Annotated in this window: 13 protein-coding genes; 11 read left to right on the top strand and 2 right to left on the bottom strand. The window is 39.3% G+C overall.

Annotated elements, in window-relative coordinates; all coding sequences use genetic code 11:
• Positions 1–103 precede the first annotated feature (103 nt).
• The 11 genes from IPK31_13505 to IPK31_13455 all read left to right on the top strand — a co-directional run bounded on the left by IPK31_13505 (position 104) and on the right by IPK31_13455 (position 16,192).
• The gene (locus IPK31_13505) at positions 104–1,963 is read left to right on the top strand and encodes an alpha/beta fold hydrolase (protein ID MBK8088868.1); all 1,860 of its coding nucleotides are present in this window, start codon (positions 104–106) and stop codon (positions 1,961–1,963) included.
• A gap of 76 nt (positions 1,964–2,039) precedes the next feature.
• Entirely contained in the window at positions 2,040–2,975 is a 936-nt protein-coding gene (locus IPK31_13500) for a hypothetical protein (GenBank protein ID MBK8088867.1), read from the top strand.
• A 44-nt stretch (positions 2,976–3,019) separates the two neighbouring features.
• A complete protein-coding gene (locus IPK31_13495; protein MBK8088866.1) occupies positions 3,020–4,111 on the top strand; it encodes an electron transporter RnfD in 1,092 nt (363 codons plus the stop codon).
• A gap of 143 nt (positions 4,112–4,254) precedes the next feature.
• Positions 4,255–5,448 (top strand): Nramp family divalent metal transporter, encoded by a 1,194-nt coding sequence (locus IPK31_13490; GenBank protein MBK8088865.1) that lies wholly within the window; start codon positions 4,255–4,257, stop codon positions 5,446–5,448.
• Positions 5,449–5,493: 45 nt separating this feature from the next.
• Positions 5,494–6,510, top strand: coding sequence for an NAD(P)-dependent oxidoreductase (locus tag IPK31_13485; GenBank protein MBK8088864.1), 1,017 nt, complete (start codon positions 5,494–5,496; stop codon positions 6,508–6,510).
• Positions 6,511–6,519: 9 nt separating this feature from the next.
• Positions 6,520–7,608: a dihydrodipicolinate synthase family protein gene (locus tag IPK31_13480; protein ID MBK8088863.1), complete on the top strand. Its 1,089-nt coding sequence runs from the start codon at positions 6,520–6,522 to the stop codon at positions 7,606–7,608.
• A gap of 49 nt (positions 7,609–7,657) precedes the next feature.
• Entirely contained in the window at positions 7,658–10,786 is a 3,129-nt protein-coding gene (locus IPK31_13475; protein MBK8088862.1) for a VCBS repeat-containing protein, read from the top strand.
• 234 nt (positions 10,787–11,020) lie between these two features.
• A complete protein-coding gene (locus IPK31_13470) occupies positions 11,021–11,584 on the top strand; it encodes an amidohydrolase (protein ID MBK8088861.1) in 564 nt (187 codons plus the stop codon).
• On the top strand, positions 11,585–13,111 hold the full coding sequence (locus tag IPK31_13465) for a tagaturonate reductase (GenBank protein ID MBK8088860.1): 1,527 nt from the start codon (positions 11,585–11,587) through the stop codon (positions 13,109–13,111).
• Positions 13,112–13,126: 15 nt separating this feature from the next.
• Complete coding sequence (locus IPK31_13460) at positions 13,127–14,770, top strand: altronate dehydratase (protein ID MBK8088859.1); 1,644 nt, start codon at positions 13,127–13,129, stop codon at positions 14,768–14,770.
• Positions 14,771–15,007: 237 nt separating this feature from the next.
• Positions 15,008–16,192: an amidohydrolase gene (locus tag IPK31_13455; protein ID MBK8088858.1), complete on the top strand. Its 1,185-nt coding sequence runs from the start codon at positions 15,008–15,010 to the stop codon at positions 16,190–16,192.
• A gap of 251 nt (positions 16,193–16,443) precedes the next feature.
• On the opposite strand, the gene IPK31_13450 is transcribed toward IPK31_13455, so the two are convergent.
• Positions 16,444–17,394 carry a hypothetical protein gene (locus IPK31_13450; protein ID MBK8088857.1) on the bottom strand — a complete coding sequence of 317 codons (951 nt, stop codon included), beginning with the start codon at positions 17,392–17,394 and terminating at the stop codon, positions 16,444–16,446.
• Positions 17,395–17,472: 78 nt separating this feature from the next.
• Positions 17,473–18,762 (bottom strand): hypothetical protein, encoded by a 1,290-nt coding sequence (locus tag IPK31_13445; GenBank protein MBK8088856.1) that lies wholly within the window; start codon positions 18,760–18,762, stop codon positions 17,473–17,475.
• Between the last annotated feature and the right edge of the window lie 74 nt (positions 18,763–18,836).

The raw sequence follows: 18,836 nt of genomic DNA, 5'->3' as shown, positions 1-18,836 counted from the left end.
AAAACTTTATTTTTGTAAGATTATTTTGCTAAAAGAAAGGTATTATATGTAAAGCCGGGTTTCTTAATTGGTTATTTTACCGGCAAAAGAAAACAACTCAGATATGAATGTAACGTACACAAACAGTCTCTTAGTAACTATTGCCCTTATATTGATCCTGGCGGGATTTACAGAAAAAACTTCAGCGCAAACTGATACGGCTCATTATAGCCAGGTATTCGGGGCGAAAAAACCTTACCGCATCTTTCTACCAGAAGATTATGCTTCTTCACAAAAAAGATACCCGGTCATTTATTTTTTACATGGCAACCAGGGAACCCACGAATTTACATTAGAAGGGATTCAGCAATGGGTAATTGAAAGCAATGTTATACTTGTAGCATGGAACGGAAGATCTGAACCTTCAGATATCCGGCCATATAATACAGGCTATCATTCAAATATTAAATACCAGGTTCAGTTTAAGGATTACTTTTTTGAGTTTGTGAGTCACATTGACAGTACCTACCGCACTTTAAAAGAACGTTCACAGCGTGCAGTAATGGGGCACAGCATGGGAGGATTCATGTCGTTTTACCTGGCTGGAAAATTTCCGCAGTTAATAGGTACTGCTGTAAGTACAAAGGGTTCATCTGAATTTTTTATCGGCTACCCAGATAATCATTCTTTATATCTGGTTAAATATATGTTCAAAAATTTTAATGGGGTAAGGGCGAGATTTCACAACAGTACAATTGACGAGCTGGTACATCTGAATACAGAAGTATATAACGGCGCTGTTCGTGAAAAAGACCTGAACCTCGATTACCATATTTACCCCGGAGGACACAGTTATTCACACGCCGAATTCAAAGATGCTTTTCAATATGTGATTGAATCATTCAAAAACCCATTACCTGATCCAACACGCTGGCACCATGCAGACTTGTATCCGAATTTTGAAGCATGGGGATACCAGGTCACCAGCACTCTCAATGAACCCGGTTATATTGAACTGAAGGGAGTAACAAAAGGCGGCCTGCATATAAGAACAAGAAAATGGCAACCCGATGGCCGTGAAATAAAAGGGGTAAACATGAGTGTGAAGACCGCTCCTGTTTATAAACCAAATTCGCCTTACACTCTTTTTGATTATAATGAAACAGAAGGCACAACCCAAACTTCGATGATAATAAGTGATGTAGCGGGATCAGTTAGTTTTACGGTGAATGGTCAACCCCATCAAATTGGAATTTATGAAAAGAAAAGCCCGCCAGAAATTGTATTTACTCAATACAAGGCAAATGATAACGGCAGCTTTCTTCTCCACAAAAAAGAAAACAATCTATCCATAAAATTATTAAACAGGGGCGCTTCAACAGCAAAAAAAATAAAAGTTACGTTAAGCTCCGAAGCAGAAGGAATACAGATTGCTAACCCGGTAATTGAATTGGAAACGCTTGCTCCTGGTGAGCTTTCCTGGCTGTCTGCAAACTTTAAAGTAACCGCTTCAAACAAACCAACAACAGATGGTTCGCCTTTCCGGGTAAGATTTAATCTTTCCATTTCTGATAGTAAAGGCAATATATGGAAAGATGAATTTGATGCGCCGGTGTTTTATGATGTACCTGAATTTTCCAATATCGGGATTGATGATGGCGATAGCGAAATTTTCGGCAGCGGGAATGGTGATAACATTGCCGATCCTGGTGAAACCATTATGATTTACCAGCACAGTAACCGTACCCGTTTATACTATGATGACCCCTACATTGACTGCGAACGTTTATATGATGAATTACAACCTGACAAATGGGGAGATGGTTATGCACTTTCATCCTTGATTCATATTTCAAAAGACTGCCCCGTTGGCCATCAAATCCGTTTCCTGGCCTGTTATGAAGTGAAAGAATGGAAAACAATCAAACGAAATGTAACATGGGGAGTTTTCACCATTACTGTTGGAAAAAATACGGATAAGTAGTTGGTGATCATCATGAATAAACTCAAGAATCTTTTGTTGAATTAAACTATTGAAAAAGTGAATAAACACAACAAACATGAAAATGATATTTATTATTCCAATAGCAATAAGCTGTTTAATCGCATGCAAAAGTAATAAAGACACATTGCCACCAACTCCTCCAGCCACTGACACAACAGTTTATGCCAGCACTGCATTTATTGCCGACACTGCCTGTACATTGGGATTAGTATTCTGCAGCAAGTTTGAAGAAACTACCTGGAGAAGCGTTTGGGATGATTACGATGGTAACCCGGCACCAATCAACCAGGTTATTGTAAATAACGGTCCTTTTAACATTGCCGGTAACCATGTAATGCAGTTGAGAGTGCCCGCAGGAAGAGGCGGCGCTGACCTTGTGAAAGTGTTTCCCCAAACCTACGATAAGTTATATGCAAGATGGTATGAATACTGGGAACCCGGTTATGATTTCAACGCAGCCAACCATGGAAGCAGCCTGGCCGCCGGTGATCGTAACTTCCTGGGACAATCAGGAATAAGACCGAACGGAAGTGATTTTGCAAGCTCCGGTTTCGAGCCACAGGTTAGTGGCAACTACACGGGGGTGCCTGCTCTTTATACTTACTACAGGGGAATGTACCAGGATTGCGTTGATCCGAACGGCCAATGTTGGGGAGATCATTTTCCCTGCTTTGTCGGTTCAAACTATTGCACCAATCCTGATCATGTAACCCAATCATCAAAACAACCTCCTGTATTAAAAACAGGAAGATGGTACCGTATTGAACTAATGATAGACATGGGTGCACCGGTAACAAATGCTGCTGATGCAAATGGCGTTTTAAATTTTTGGATAGATGGTGTTGAGTATGGCCCCTGGAATAAAATGTGGTTCAGAACAAGTGCTGATTTAAAATTAAGCATTCTTTCGCTTGCCCTGTTTCATCATGGCCAGCATAGCACAAAAGGTGTATTGATTGATAACGTTGCTGTATCGGTAAACAAATTATAAGCGCCATTTTACAATCATTAAACGATCCTGTTACAAGTTTACAAATGAGGCATAGCTACAAAAATTATTTTTTCCCAATCCTTGCAGTCTTTCTTTTTACAACCTGCAGGGTAAGCAGGCAAGCTACCTTCATAAACCCGGCTGATAAAAAAATTCTATCGGAAGGAAGGGTTGCAATAAAACAAAATGATGCGGCAGAAATTTACTGGCCCGGTTCAGGCTTTGTATTAAAATTTAAAGGCAGTTCTGTTAACGCATTATTGAAAGATGAAAGAGGATACAACTATTTCAATGTAGAGATTGATGGTAAACTCAATAATGTAATAAAGATTGATACGGTAAAAAAAATATACACGCTGGCAGAAGGGCTTTCAAATACGGTTCATACCCTTGAAATAATCAAACGTGCAGACTGGTACAGGGGTAAAACCTGGTTCTATGGTTTTGAACTCCCAAACGGTTCCGGCGTTTTAGATGTAACTGGCAAAAAAAGAATGATTGAATTTTACGGCAATTCAATTACAGTTGGCGCTGCCGTAGAAGACAACAACGGAGATAACGGCGACAGTATCTATACCAATAATTTTAAAAGTTACGCATTCCTTACAGCAAGGCATTTCAATGCACACTATTCCTGCATAGCATCAAGCGGAATTGGTTTGATGGTAAGCTGGGGATCGCTGATTATGCCTGAAATATATGATCGCTTAAATCCTGATGACAGCAGCAGCAAATGGGATTTCTCAAAAGCTACACCGGGTATTGTTGTTATCAATCTTTTTCAAAATGATTGCGGCCTCGTTACACTATCAGATCATCCGCAGTTTAAAAGAAGATTTGGTGATAAGGCCCCTTCAGAAGATTCAATAATTAATGCTTACAGCAATTTTGTGCAGAATATAAGAAGCCGTTACCCGGATGCGAACATTATATGTGTATTAGGATCAATGGATGCAGTAAAGCCGGGCTCACCCTGGCCGGGATACATTGAAAAAGCAGTTGCATCACTGAATGATAAGAAAGTATTTACCCATTTTTTTTCATATTCAAATTTACCCGGTCATCCAAAAAAACAAGACCAAATACAAATGGCCGAAGAGTTAATTTGGTTTATTGAACAACATATTAAATGGTAAAAGAAATCAATGAAGCAAATAGCTCAACTCAATAAGTTTATTAAAGTTAAAAATCATGGAACTGTTTCTGAGTAATATTGATTTAATATGCCTGAAGAATTATTGTATGCTGAATGTAATTTTTAAACCACGAAAGTTGAACTATGCGGAATAAATGGATTAGTCATCTTGGGCCTGGAATCATAACGGCAGCGCTGGTTTTTGGTCCCAGTAAAATAACCATTGCTACAAAACTTGGCGCAGAATATGGTTTTCAATTGTTGTGGGTAATATTGATTGCCATATTTTTTATGGTTGTCTTTACTTCCATGTCGGCAAGGATTGGTATTGCAACCAATCAATCACTGCTTGATACCATTAAGCAAAAATGGGGAAGGAAGGCAGGCATTGCAATTGGCTTTGGTGTTTTTTTAGTTACTGCTTCTTTCCAGGCGGGCAATTCAATTGGGGTTGGTATTGCTATGGCTGAATTAACCAATATGCCCCGTGTACCGTGGATTATCTTTTTCAATCTTGTAGGTATCGCACTGCTTTTTTTCAGAAGTTTTTATAAGGTACTTGAAAAAGCGATGCTCATTTTAATTTGTTTGATGCTGTTTGCTTTTCTTACAACACTCTTCTTATCAAAACCCGATGTAACAAAAGTAGCAACCGGATTTGTACCTGAAATACCCATTGGTTCACTTGGTTTAATAACAGCTTTTATCGCTTCGAGTTTTTCGATAGTGGCTGCCTTTTACCAGGCATATCTTATACAGGAAAGAAAACGCTTACAACCCGCAGGCACACAAACAAAGGATAAAAGTTTTACCGGCATTTTTATACTTGGCTTAATGACGGCCATTGTACTGATTTGTTCTGCAGTTGTATTGCAACCAAAAGGAATAAAAGTTACCAGCGCTACTGATATGTCAAAAGCATTAGAACCGTTGTTTGGAAATTATGCATCTGTTCTTTTCCTGTGCGGCTTATTCGGTGCTTCCTTTTCTGCCCTTATCGGAAATTCAACTTTAGGAGGTACAGTTCTGGGTGATGCCTTAGGATATGGAAGCAAATTAAGTTCAAAAGCGGTACGGCTGATTATTGCAATCATTATGATCCTCGGCGCTGCCATTGCAATCATTTTTGGCAACCTTCCCATTGAGTTAATTGTTTTTGCTCAAAGCATCACCATACTGATTGTTCCTTTTATCGGGATTGCCATGTATGTAATTGCAAACAATACTGAACTGATGGGTTCTTATGTCAATTCCAAAATGGTTAAGTTTTTTGGAGCCGCAGGATTGCTGTTGGTAATAGCACTTGCGTTGGAAAGCATCAGAACAATGTTATTCTAATAATGAATTATTATAAAATTTTCTTACAACTGAAATAAATAAATTATGGAAAATATAGAAGCAGGTTACAAAAATTTGTTATTGCCATCTGATGATTTAGTGACAGACATGGCTAAAATTGATGGGGATATTATTATCCTCGGCGTTGGAGGAAAAATGGGGCCTGCCCTTGCAAGAGTAGCCAAACAGGCAGTTGATAAAGCTGGTGTAAATAAGAAAATTATTGGTGTTGCCCGTTTCTCTGAACCCGCTTTACAGGAAGCGTTAAATAAAGAAGGAATAGAAACCATTGCGGCTGATTTGCTCGATGATGATCAGTTGCAACAATTGCCAGCGGTTAAGAATGTACTTTATCTCGCAGGTACAAAGTTTGGAACTACAGGCAAGGAATCACTTACATGGGCTATGAATGCTTACTTGCCCGGACGTGTTGCACAAAAATTTAAGGATTCCCGTATTGTAGTTTTTTCTACCGGTAATGTATATCCTCTAACGCCGGTTATTGCTGGAGGCGCAAGTGAAGATCAGCAAACAGGCCCTGTTGGTGAATATGCACAATCCTGCCTGGGAAGAGAACGGCTTTTTCAATACTATTCATTAAAGTACAATACGCCCACATTAATCTACCGGTTAAACTACGCCAATGATACCAGTTATGGTGTGCTGCTTGAAATTGCGAAGTCAGTTAAAGAAGGAAAACCAATTGATCTTAGTATGGGCCATGTAAATGTAATATGGCAGGGCGATGCAAATGAAATGGCTATTCGTTCATTGCTTCATTGCAGTGTGCCATCGAAGTTATTAAATATTACAGGCCCCGAAACCATATCGGTGAGAAAGCTGGCAGAAGAGTATGGCAAAATTCTCGGAGTAAAACCGGAATTTGTAAATGAAGAACAGCCAACTGCATTGCTTAGCAATGCTGCTGAATCATTCAGACTGTTTGGCTATCCAAAAGTGACATTGAAAAAAATGATGGAGCTGTTGGTAGAATGGATAAACCAGGGAGGCAAAACGCTGAATAAACCAACACATTTCCAGGAAAGAAAAGGACAATTTTAATTTACAATCATGCATAAAGAACTCAGTGAGTCTGTGAAACAATTGTTGATGTCGGGTACCGTTATACCTGCTCATCCTTTAGCATTAACGCAAAATCTTCAATTAGATGAAGAACGGCAGCGATTGCTTACAAAGTATTATATGGCGAGTGGTGCAGGTGGCGTGGCAGTTGGCGTTCATACCACTCAATTTGAAATACGCAAACCTGAAATAAATCTTCTTGAATCAGTGCTTCGGATTGCAGCCGATGAAATTGACAAAGCACAGTTACAACATCCTTTTCTTAAAGTGGCAGGTATCTGCGGACCTACAGAACAGGCATTGAAAGAAGCTGAACTGGCTGCTGAATATGGCTACCATCTCGGGCTTGTGAGCAACGGAGGTTTGAATGAATATTCAGAAGCAGAACTCATTAAACGTACCGAAGCTATTTCAGCAGTTATTCCCGTGTTTGGTTTTTATCTGCAGCCTGCAGTGGGTGGCCGGTTATTGAGTTATGAATTCTGGCGTGACTTAGCAGCCATTCCCAATGTACATGCTATAAAAATTGCCGCATTCAACCGTTACCAAACCATTGATGTTGTAAGAGCCGTTTGTGATTCTGCAAGAAGAAATGAGATTGCATTATACACTGGCAATGATGATAATATTATTGCTGATTTACTTACCCCCTATCAATTCACTGTTAACGGAGAAAAAGTTGAAAAAAGATTTGCAGGCGGCTTGCTTGGACATTGGGCTGTATGGACAAAAAAAGCAGTAGAACTTTTAAACGAAATAAAATATTGCATTGATCATGATTATGCAGGAGTTGAAACATTATTATCCAAAGGCATTGAAGTTACGGATATGAATGCGGTAATCTTTGATGCAAAGAATTCCTTTAAAGGCTGCATACCCGGTATTCATGAAGTGCTGCGCAGGCAGGGAATACTTGAAGGCAGGTGGTGCTTACATCCTGAAGAAGAACTTTCCGCCGGGCAGATGGAAGACATTAACAGGATCTATAAAAATTATCAGCACCTCACTGACGATGAGTTTGTAAAAGAATTTCTGGATGCCATATCAACTCATAGTGATGCATTATCCAATCACTAATAATTAAACTAATCAATAACGGTTTTTTACCACTTTAAATAAATTACAAATGAAAAAAATATATTTCGCTGCAGCATTAAGCATTGTAAGCCTCTCCTGTTTTGCACAAGTCCCTTTCGTAAAAAAAATACTGATGGACTCTGTTGCCCTGCATCCACAGATTGTAGATGTAAATAAAGATGGGCTGAATGATCTGGTGATTGTTTCCAATTATGTTGACGCCAAAGGCGATGATGCCACCAATATAAAAAACTTATGCTGGCTGGAAGCCCCGACTTTCAAATATCATTTAATTCAAAAGTTAGTTTACCGTTCATGCGGATTTGCAACTGCTGATGTTGACAATGATGGCTGGGAAGATGTTGTTGGCGCAGATGATATTGATGGCAAAGATGAAAATGAAAATGGTGGATTGTTCTGGCTGAAAAATCCCGGAAAAAATGAAACAGGTGAATGGAAATATTTTCGAATCGGGTTTACGCCTTATCCCAAAGACATACTTGTTGCTGATTTTGACGGTGACGGAAAAAAAGATGTCATATCAAGAAGCTCGGCTCACCGCATAGATATGTTTTACCAGGATAAAAACAATGTGTTCGCAAAGAAAATTATTCCTGCACCACCTTATGATGGCACTGCCCTGCTTGATGTTGACAGGGATGGCAGCACCGACATTGTTATCAATGGATGCTGGCTGCAAAACCCCGGCAAAGACAGGAATGCTGAATGGAAGAAATATGACTATGATTCCTCCTGGTATAAAATGAATGAAAATGGCAAAACAAAATGGTATCATAATAATTGCCGTGTGGCAGTTGGCGATATAGATAAAGATGGTTTACAGGACATCGTTGTAGCATCAGGTGAAACAAACGGCTATCCCATTAACTGGTACAAAGCACCCACTAATCCATTCACAGGAAAATGGATAAAGGGAACAATCGGGCTATCTGATTTTTGTCATACACTTCATTTAGCCGATATTGATAACGACAGTGATCTTGATTTGGTTACTGGTGAATTGATTTTTTACACAGATACTACTCCTGAAACAACGCCTCACAACGTAGCCGTTTATTTGAATAAAAATAATGGTTCCGTATGGGACAGGCAGTTGCTGAGTAATAAAGGAATATACAGCGGTACAGTTGGTGATTGGGATAGTGACGGAGACCTCGATATTATTGGCCCACGTAATTACAACATGACACCCTTACAACTTTGGGAAAATAAAAGCAACGATCATAAACTGCCCCTTTCATCATGGAAATATATTGAGGCTGATAGTTCCCGTGCAAAGTGGGGTGATTTTCAGCAGCCATCCTGGTTAAGATATTTTGGTACAGATGCAGAAGATATTAATAATGATCACTACGCTGATATTGTTGCAGGAAGATATGTTTATATCAGCCCCGGAGGCGATTTGACAAACAAGTGGAAACGCACCGACTTAAATGATAATATTGACGGCATGCTCTGGATAAATGCAGATAACGATGATCTGCCCGATATGATCGGAGAAGCTTTGCCTGCTGTTTACTGGCTTGAGGCAACAGATAAATCGCTTGCTAAGTGGAGTAAAACAAAAATTGGCTCGATCAAAGAAACAGATCATACAAACGGCCAGGGATACCTGAAAGCACAAATTATTCCCGGGGGCAAACCTGAAATACTGTTAAATGGCGGCGATGGATTGTATATGTTTCAAATTCCTGCAGATCCGCAAAAAGGTAACTGGCCAAAAACATTAATCAGTAACACAGAAATTATTGATGAAGGTATTAGTGTTGGGGATGTGGATGCAGATGGTGATATAGATATTATCGCCAGTCGTTCCAACCATAATGGTCCAAAATCAATAGTGTGGTTTGCTAACCCCGGTAGAGACAAAGAAACCGTTGTAAAATGGGAAGAGAACCTGGTGGGCACCGCCAATTTCTGGCCCGACAGAATTAAATGCGCCGACTTTAATAAAGATGGTCTGCTTGATATTGCGGTTACTGAAGAACGTTACCCAGGTGATAAGCCTGATGCCGCTTTGTTCTGGTTTGAGCAACGAAAGGAATTTGGTAATACTTTATGGCTCAGGCATACGATTGTTACGCAATACTCCATGAATAGTCTTGATGTTGCAGATATTGACAGGGATGGAGATGCTGATATCATCACGAATGAACACAAAGGCAGTACGCATGAAACACAGATATGGCAAAATGATAGTAAAGGTAATTTTACTAAAATTCTAATTGACACTGGTAAAGAAAATCATCTTGGAACAAGATTGTTTGATCTGGATAATGACGGAGACCTGGACATTGTAGGAGCGGCCTGGGATAATTATAAATACCTGCATGTTTGGCGCAACGAAGCTATGAATCCATCAATAAAAATTACAGAGGATAGCGACGAAGGGCAAGCCTGCTTTAAAATTCAAACGCCATCAGCAACCTATTACTATCAAAAAGAAGCAGGCGGATTTTCAAGCATCGTTGATAAATACGGCACTGACTGGATCGGCTATCGCAATTCAGGTAATCCACCATCACTTGCCTCTGCCGCTTCTGATTATCGTGGACTACCCAATTTGGTAGATGGTGAACCTGGTGGGGGAATCGGTCATCCCGGATTTGCAAAATGCAATTCCATCCAGGTAAATGCCAATACCATTGAAACAGAAAGCAAAGACGGAAAATGGAAATGGAGATGGAGGATTTTTGAAAATTATGCAGCAATGGAAATCCTTAAAATGGATGAAAGCAGGAAATACTGGTTTTTATATGAAGGCACCATAAATGGAAAATTCAATCCAAAACAACAAAGCTGGGGCAATGATAAAGATGGTCTCAGGAAAGATAAACCCGATTTCCTGAAGAATGAAATACAAGGCAAATGGGATTATGTATATTTTGGCGACAATAAAGGAAAAAACTCTTTTGTGCTGGCCCCCGGTGAAAAAGACGATCTCAATGATACATTTGGTTTCATGGGAACTTCTAAAGATGGGGTTGCTTCAAAAGATGGAATGGTTGTGTTTGGTTTCGGGCGTGGCAGAAACGTAACATCCCTTTTAGCAAAACCAATGAAATTTTATATCGGGTTTCTTGATGAGAATATTTTATCAGAAAACTTTCCGGTAAAATTATCCGGGTTAATTCAACTCTATCATGCAACAAAATAACCGAACATCTAAACAGGTGACACACTGATATGCTCCCTGGCTGGTGAGGCCACCAGCCAAGGCAGGTGGCCGTGGTCGGTGTCCTCACCGACCACAGCCTTCAGATTTTTTTAAAATACAATTTAACCATTGATGGCACTTGTATTTTATACTGATGAGTATTGTATAAGGGTGTACTTTCCCGGTCGCTTTAAACGTTAAGAGCAGATATGATTAAATCTTTCCAAATCAGTTATGTTGAAAAATGAGATACAGCAATTAGCAAAAGAAATATTCGGCACAGTTATAAAAAACAGAAGGCATCTTCATGCACATCCTGAATTATCTTTTTGTGAATATCAAACATCGGCTTTTGTAAAATCCACGCTTGATGAAATGAAGATACCGTGGAAGTCTTTAGCCAATACAGGAGTTGTGGCGACTATCACCGGTGAAATAGCTTCTGATAAAGTTATTGCATTGCGTGCCGATATGGATGCGTTGCCAATTTCAGAAGTCAACAATATTGTATATGCATCGCAAAACAAAGCTGTAATGCATGCCTGTGGCCATGATGCACATACCTCTTCTTTGCTTGGTACTGCAAAAATTCTGCAAACCATAAAAAGTAAATTTGGCGGAACAGTTAAACTCATTTTTCAACCAGGAGAAGAAAATCTTCCCGGTGGCGCCAGTTTAATGATTAAAGAAGGCGGGTTGGAAAACCCCAAACCTCATGCAGTCATCGGTCAGCATGTTATGTTTTTTATTGATAGCGACACTTTACAAATAAATCTGGCTCCATATAAATACTACTAAATGATTTTATCAAAACAAACCTTATCATCGGTTCAAAAAACTAAAGGGCTTGATATTCCTGTTGAATCGGTTTTTTCTTTACCGGAAAAAGTATTGCAATTTGGAACAGGTGTTCTGCTGCGTGGTTTGCCTGATTATTTCATTGACAAAGCCAACCGCCAGGGTATTTTTAACGGGAGAATTGTGATTGTAAAGTCAACTGCCAGTGGCGGGGCTGATGCTTTTGATCAGCAGGATGGCTTGTACACACTTTGTGTAAGAGGAATTGAAAATGGAAATACCGTTGAAGAAAACATTGTCAATTCATCCGTCAGCAGGGTTTTATCTGCCGTCTCACAATGGAATGAAATTTTGCGTTGTGCGTCTAATCCGGACTTACAGGTTATTATATCTAATACTACTGAAGTTGGTATTGTTTTGGACCTGGATGATGACCTGAATGCCGCTCCTTCCCGTTCCTTCCCGGTCAAATTGCTGGCTTTTTTGTATAAACGATACAGGACACTTAATGGTGATCAGGAAAAAGGGTTAGTTATTATTCCAACTGAACTGATACCTGACAATGGCGAAAAACTGGAAGCCCTCATTGAAGAACTGGCTCACCGGTACAATTTGGAGTATGCATTTATAGACTGGCTGGAGAATGCTAATTTTTTCTGTAATTCATTAGTAGATCGTATAGTGCCCGGCAAACTTCCTGCTATCATGCAGTCAAAAGTTGAAAAAGAACTTGGCTATACAGATGAGTTGATGATCATGAGTGAGGTATTTCGTTTATGGGCTATTGAATCCGATAAGAAAAAAGTACAGGAGATACTATCATTCAGTAAAGCGGATGCAGGTGTAGTAATAGCACCTGATATTGATAAGTTCGGGGAACTGAAATTGCGTTTGCTCAATGGTTCACATACGTTTACCTGTGCTCTGGCGATACTATTGGGTTTTACAACGGTAAAGCAGGCAATGGCCGATAACGATTTCATGGCATTTATAACCGGTCTTATGCTGGATGAAATTGTGCCGGCTATTGTCAGTGAAAAAGTTTCCCGGGAAGAGGGACTTGAATTTTCAGCGAAAGTGCTTGACCGTTATAGGAACCCCTTTATTGAACACCAGTGGCTGAGTATTTCTTTGCAATACAGTTCAAAAATGAAAATGCGTAACGTACCGGTGTTATTAAAACATTATGAAAAGACAGATGCTGTTCCGCAACACATGGCACTGGGTTTTGCCGCTTATTTATTATTTATGGAGTCTGTAATAAACGAAAGAAATGAAAGTGCCGGGGAGTTGGCCGGTAAGCAATATGTTATTAATGATGATCGGGCAGCTCAACTGCACGAGTTGTGGGGCATTGGCGGTACGGATGAATTTGTTAAAAAAGTATTGGAGGATAAAAGCCTGTGGGAAACCGATCTTACAGTTTTGCCTGGATTCTCAGAAGCAGTGACAGCCAGTTTTAAAACCATTCAAAAAGAAGGTGCACTGGCAGCCTTAAAAAAAATTAAAGCTCAAAAAATAGTTTAAAGAAGTTTAACTTATATGAAAAGAAGTATTTTAAAAGTTCATCCAGGTGATAATGTACTGGTAGCATTGCAAAATCTTGCCAAAGGAGAAACTGTTACGTATAATGGAGAAGAATTTATACTGCAGGATAATATTGCTGCCAAGCATAAATTTTTCGAATACGATATGAATACAGGGGACAGTATTATAATGTATGGCGTGTTGGTAGGTAAGACACAACATGCTGTCCCCAGGGGTGGATTGATGACAACAGAAAATGTAAAACATGCCGCTGAACCCTACGCTTACCGGGAAGCCAATTATAAATGGCAGGTGCCGGATGTAACTAAGTTTAAAAATAGAACATTCGATGGTTATCATCGGAGTGATGGCAGGGTGGGTACTGCTAATTACTGGCTTTTTATTCCTACTGTTTTTTGTGAAAACAGGAACCTGGATGTCATCCGGGAGGTATTAAACAATGAGTTAGGCTATGCAGTTACTGATAAATACAAACAAAAAACAAAACACCTGCTGGATTTATACAAAAGCGGGAAAGATATTTCATCGTTTAATTTTGAGATAGCTGAGTCAGCAGTTGCAACCAACCGTGTTTTTAAGAATGTTAACGGAATTAAATTTCTTAATCACCAGGGTGGTTGTGGTGGAACAAGACAGGATGCAGAAATATTAAGCAAGCTCTTGGCAGCGTATGCGAATCACCCGAATGTAGGAGGAGTTACCGTAATGAGTTTAGGTTGCCAGAACCTACAGGTACAGGATTTTTTGAATGACCTCAAACTGCACAATCCCAAATTTGATAAGCCGCTGTATATTTTTGAACAACAGCAATCGCAAAGTGAAGAACAACTGATACTGGAAGCAATAAGAAAAACATTTTTAGGTCTAATCGAAATTAATAAGATAGAAAGGCAACCTGCCGCATTAGATAAATTATGTATTGGTGTGAAATGCGGGGGCAGCGATGGTTTTAGCGGTATCTCAGCCAACCCCGCTGTTGGTTATTGCGCTGATTTGGTAGTAGCGCTGGGCGGAAAAATATTGTTGGCGGAATTTCCTGAACTCTGTGGTGTGGAACAGGAACTGGTGGATCGCTCCGTAGATGAAAGGACTGCAAAAAAATTTATTCACTTAATGAAGAGCTATGATGAAATAGCGCATAGAGCAGGATCTGGATTTCACATGAACCCTTCTCCGGGTAATATTAAGGATGGTTTAATAACAGATGCTATTAAATCTGCAGGAGCTGCAAGAAAAGGTGGCACATCGCCTGTTGCAGATGTGCTGGATTATACAGAGTCGGCTACCAGGCCCGGATTAAGCCTGGTATGTACACCCGGCAATGATGTAGAAGCAACTACGGGTAAAGCGGCATCCGGGGCAACGCTTATTTTATTTACAACCGGTTTAGGAACGCCTACCGGTAATCCTGTTTGCCCTACTATTAAGGTTTCTACCAATGCGGCATTAACAAAAAGAATGGGTGATATTATTGATATTGACACCGGGCCCATTATCAGTGGAGATAAAACTATTGAGCAAATGGGTGAAGATATATTGGAGTATTGCATTAAAGCTGCCAGCGGTGAAATAATACCTAAGGCAGTTCAATTAAACCAGGATGATTTTATTCCATGGAAACGAGGAGTATCGCTTTAGTAGCCGGGTAATGTTCATAAGATGAGATGTGAAAGCTGATAAGTTGCCCGCCCGGATGACACGGTCAGACGGGGATTTACTTCAAAGTGCCTTTCCTCTCTGAAACAGAGTGATAAGAGATTGAGGCAATAAGTTTCAAAAAAGTTTTATATCGTACAAGAATACGGAGCGACGAAACTAAAAATGTATATGAACCCATAGTGTAAAATTTCTACGTGATAAAATATAAATTGAAATATGCTAAAAGATGAAATAAAACAATTAGCAAAAGAAATATACAGCAATGTAATTGAAAACAGGAGGCATTTGCATGCTCATCCTGAATTATCATTTTGCGAATATCAAACATCCGATTATGTAAAAACTAAACTGGATGAAATAGGAATTTCATGGAATGCGATGGCCAATACAGGAGTGGTAGCAACTATTACTGGCGGGAAATCATCTGACGGAATTGTTGCTTTACGTGCCGACATGGATGCCTTGCCCATTACTGAAGCCAATGATGTTGCTTATGCTTCGCAAAATAAAGGAGTAATGCATGCCTGTGGTCATGATGCGCATACATCTTCTTTGCTTGGTACTGCAAAAATTCTGCAAACCATAAAAAGTAAATTCGGCGGAACAGTTAAACTCATTTTTCAACCAGGAGAAGAAAAGCTTCCCGGAGGCGCCAGTTTAATGATTAAAGAAGGTGTGCTGGAAAACCCAAAACCTCATGCAGTCATCGGTCAACATGTTATCCCTTCGATTGATTGCGGAAAAATTGGTATTCACAGTGGAAAATTCATGGCATCTATGGATGAAATATTTGTAACTGTATATGGAAGAGGCGGCCATGGCGCAATGCCGCATCAGAATATTGACCCCGTTTTAATCACTTCTCATATTATCATTGCTTTGCAGCAGGTTGTAAGCCGCATGGCAAACCCAACACTTCCCACCGTTTTATCATTTGGAAAATTAATAGCCAATGGCGCCATAAATATAATTCCTGATGAAGTTTACATCGAAGGCACTTTCCGAACCCTGGATGAAACCTGGAGGACTGAAGCGCATAAACGAATGAAAAAAATGGCGGAGACTATTGCTGAAAGTATGGGCGGCAGGTGCGATTTTAAAATTGTCCGGGGATATCCGTTCCTGGTAAATGAAGAAAAACTTACTGCGCAGGTGGAAACTTATGCAGAACAATATCTTGGGAAAGATAATATTCTTAATGTAGATACATGGATGGGGGCAGAAGACTTTGCTTATTATTCACAAGTTACAGACTCTTGCTTCTATTTTTTGGGTACCGGGAATAAAGAAAAAGGAATCACTTCATCGCTGCACACACCAACATTCAATATTGATGAAGATGCGCTGGCATTGAGTACAGGGCTGATGGCTTATATTACGCTTAAACAATTAGGAAATTAAATTGAGTGGAGCTTGCTCAATCTTAATAGTCCGTTCACTTGCAAGTTTGCCTTTAAGTTGCGCTTCCAGATTGATATATTTTTTGATTTTTTCTTGTATAGACTCCTGCAAACCCAAACCGATTGCATAAATGGATACTCGGTTCTTTTTGTTCAATCCTTAGCGGCCCGAATTTGTGTGTCTCTTTTACAAGCAGTTTTATAAGTTGAGTCACATCATGTTACTTTCAATGCTTCCTTCCAACCAAAGTTTTAATAAAACGTACCATCAGCTATACTTTTGCCCAGATTGACAATTTCATTAGCTTCACCCGTAACAATAAAAAGATATCCGGTAAAAGCCGGTCTGAGTCCTCTTTTCTTTCCATCTCCCATCCAATATGGGAATCCTTCAAATCCACGGTTCCATAATAATTTCAGATAGTTTATCGAATTTACTGGCATGACCCTGCCGAAACCTCTTCCATTTTTACTATTATACAGACCCATGATTATGTATCCCTTATAATTCATTGGAGTAGGTTCCAGTCCTTTCCAATCGGGTATATCAATAATAGGATTTGGATAAGCCGGATATAAAACACCAGTTAACTTGTGATGCTCGTTTGAATTATTGATCAGCGCTGTGTCTTTTATGGACTGTCTTAACTGTTGCCATTCTACTCCCCCGTAAAAAGAATATATTCCTTTACTACCGCCAGGTAATCCAATATCAACAATATTAACTCCATACTTGATATAATCTATTTTTATTACCGGATTATCAGGATAAATGGTCAGTTCCTGAATCACTTGTCCATTGCCCCATTCAAGATGGAGAATTTTCATATCATCCCCGTCATATTTAATGAAAGAACCATTACTTAATACCCCTCTTCCAATCCCATATCCCATCCATACTCCATCAACTTGACCCGACGAGTCTGCCTGATTTTCATTATTTGCACTTTTAATTAGGAGTTCAGTAATAATATTGTTGGTTGCGCTGTCTTTGAAAGTCCTTTGGGAATACTTTATTTTTAATAGACTATTCTCTAAAATGGCATAATTTTCAATTACGCTTACCTCCACTTTCATATCAGCATCGCTGCGCTGTGTTCCCGTTTGTGAATAACATACTGCTGATACTAAAAGAAAAAATAAAACCGCAAGGCTAATGCATCCGTTGCAGAATAAACTATTACTGTATGAAGATGGATTCATCTTGTACATTTTATATTTTATAATTATTTTATAACCGGAGGAATTAAATAGGTTCAGTTATTATCTGACTCACTATTTCTATTGCTTACTACTATTCTCCTTGTCGCTGAACCGGATCAGCATCGAAGGGCCGGGGTAATTCACTTCAAACACATGCTCATTCGTTTCTGAATAAATGAAGAAAGTATTTTCTCCATATTTTAAATATTCAACAGGCACGGGAATTTTAAGTAACACCCATTCATGTAATTTGCCCGGACTTTCAGCTAACACTTTTCCATTGATACCAACTACATGCACTGCACCATCGTCTGACTCAGCAGACCATGAAGAAAGAACCAGGTAAGCTGAAATAGCATTTGCAAGGCTGTCGGTAATAACAATTTTGCATTCTTTTTTCTTACCAACCCTCACTCCAAAATATTCCGGCACGTTCGTTGCCCGATACAATTTTACAATGGAGTTGTGCTGTTTTAACTGATTATATTCAACGGGCTGCGTAAGATAACTCAGCCCGTTTTTGGAATTTATTTTAGCAGCAATTTTTATTTTTCCATTTTGCTGAGGCACCCAATTGTTATTCCATTCGGCAGCGAAAGGCGGTACATATTTTCTGCTGATTATTCTATCCCATACTCCATTGTCAATAATATATTGCCATCCTGCAAGATTACCGTCACCATCAAGATCGTAATCTTCATAATATCCAATATATTCCACCGATTCAACCATTGTTGGATTATCAACATTTGTTTTTACCCCAACCAGGTTGTGGGCTGTATCGTTCTCCTTTGCTTTTTTTATTGACCCCTTCACACATTTTTTTAAATCCGGATTATAATAAACCCTAACGGTAAATGAATTAATAATATAGTGTGGCCAGTTAAAACCATAACAAATTTGTTTGCCACAAAAAAATGTAAATGTATTCCCGCCCTTCTTCAACTTTGTTAGTGGAATCTGAACAGGACTGTTCCCATTGCTGCTGCGAAAATAACAGTAAGGGCTACCAGGAGTATTCGGTTGGGGGAAGTTATATTTTTCACTTCCGTTAATTTTAAAAGTCTGGTCGCTGGTACCAATATGTCCGCCCCAAAAATTTATGGCAACTTCAGCTCCTGTTGCATCTTTTAAATCATCCATATTCAAAACAACCTGTACAGAATCATAATAATCGAATGCACCTTTAAACGGGCTAACCGTTTTTTTGTATGAATATTCCCGGAAAACACTTCCCGGTTCCAGGCTTTTATCCTGTGCAAAAACGATGTTGCCAGAGGAAAGAGACAGGAAAAGAACAATGGTGAAAATATTTTTAACGAAAACCAGCTTTTTCGTGATAAGATTATTAATATTACAAGACTTCATAATTCATTTTTAAGGTTATTGTAGTTTAATGTAGAAGGGGTTTTTTGATTCAACCTTTGACATAATTGCTGAAT

Source organism: Chitinophagaceae bacterium, from assembly GCA_016713085.1.
Lineage (GTDB): Bacteria > Bacteroidota > Bacteroidia > Chitinophagales > Chitinophagaceae > Lacibacter.
This window is presented reverse-complemented; position numbering and strand designations above follow the sequence as displayed.

Coding starts and splice junctions, on each gene's coding strand:
- IPK31_13485 (MBK8088864.1), top strand. CDS start 5,494: ATGGAAAATATAGAAGCAGGTTACAAAAATTTGTTATTGCCATCTGAT.
- IPK31_13480 (MBK8088863.1), top strand. CDS start 6,520: ATGCATAAAGAACTCAGTGAGTCTGTGAAACAATTGTTGATGTCGGGT.
- IPK31_13470 (MBK8088861.1), top strand. CDS start 11,021: ATGTTGAAAAATGAGATACAGCAATTAGCAAAAGAAATATTCGGCACA.
- IPK31_13475 (MBK8088862.1), top strand. CDS start 7,658: ATGAAAAAAATATATTTCGCTGCAGCATTAAGCATTGTAAGCCTCTCC.
- IPK31_13490 (MBK8088865.1), top strand. CDS start 4,255: ATGCGGAATAAATGGATTAGTCATCTTGGGCCTGGAATCATAACGGCA.
- IPK31_13445 (MBK8088856.1), bottom strand. CDS start 18,762: ATGAAGTCTTGTAATATTAATAATCTTATCACGAAAAAGCTGGTTTTC.
- IPK31_13465 (MBK8088860.1), top strand. CDS start 11,585: ATGATTTTATCAAAACAAACCTTATCATCGGTTCAAAAAACTAAAGGG.
- IPK31_13500 (MBK8088867.1), top strand. CDS start 2,040: ATGAAAATGATATTTATTATTCCAATAGCAATAAGCTGTTTAATCGCA.
- IPK31_13455 (MBK8088858.1), top strand. CDS start 15,008: ATGCTAAAAGATGAAATAAAACAATTAGCAAAAGAAATATACAGCAAT.
- IPK31_13460 (MBK8088859.1), top strand. CDS start 13,127: ATGAAAAGAAGTATTTTAAAAGTTCATCCAGGTGATAATGTACTGGTA.
- IPK31_13450 (MBK8088857.1), bottom strand. CDS start 17,394: ATGAATCCATCTTCATACAGTAATAGTTTATTCTGCAACGGATGCATT.
- IPK31_13495 (MBK8088866.1), top strand. CDS start 3,020: ATGAGGCATAGCTACAAAAATTATTTTTTCCCAATCCTTGCAGTCTTT.
- IPK31_13505 (MBK8088868.1), top strand. CDS start 104: ATGAATGTAACGTACACAAACAGTCTCTTAGTAACTATTGCCCTTATA.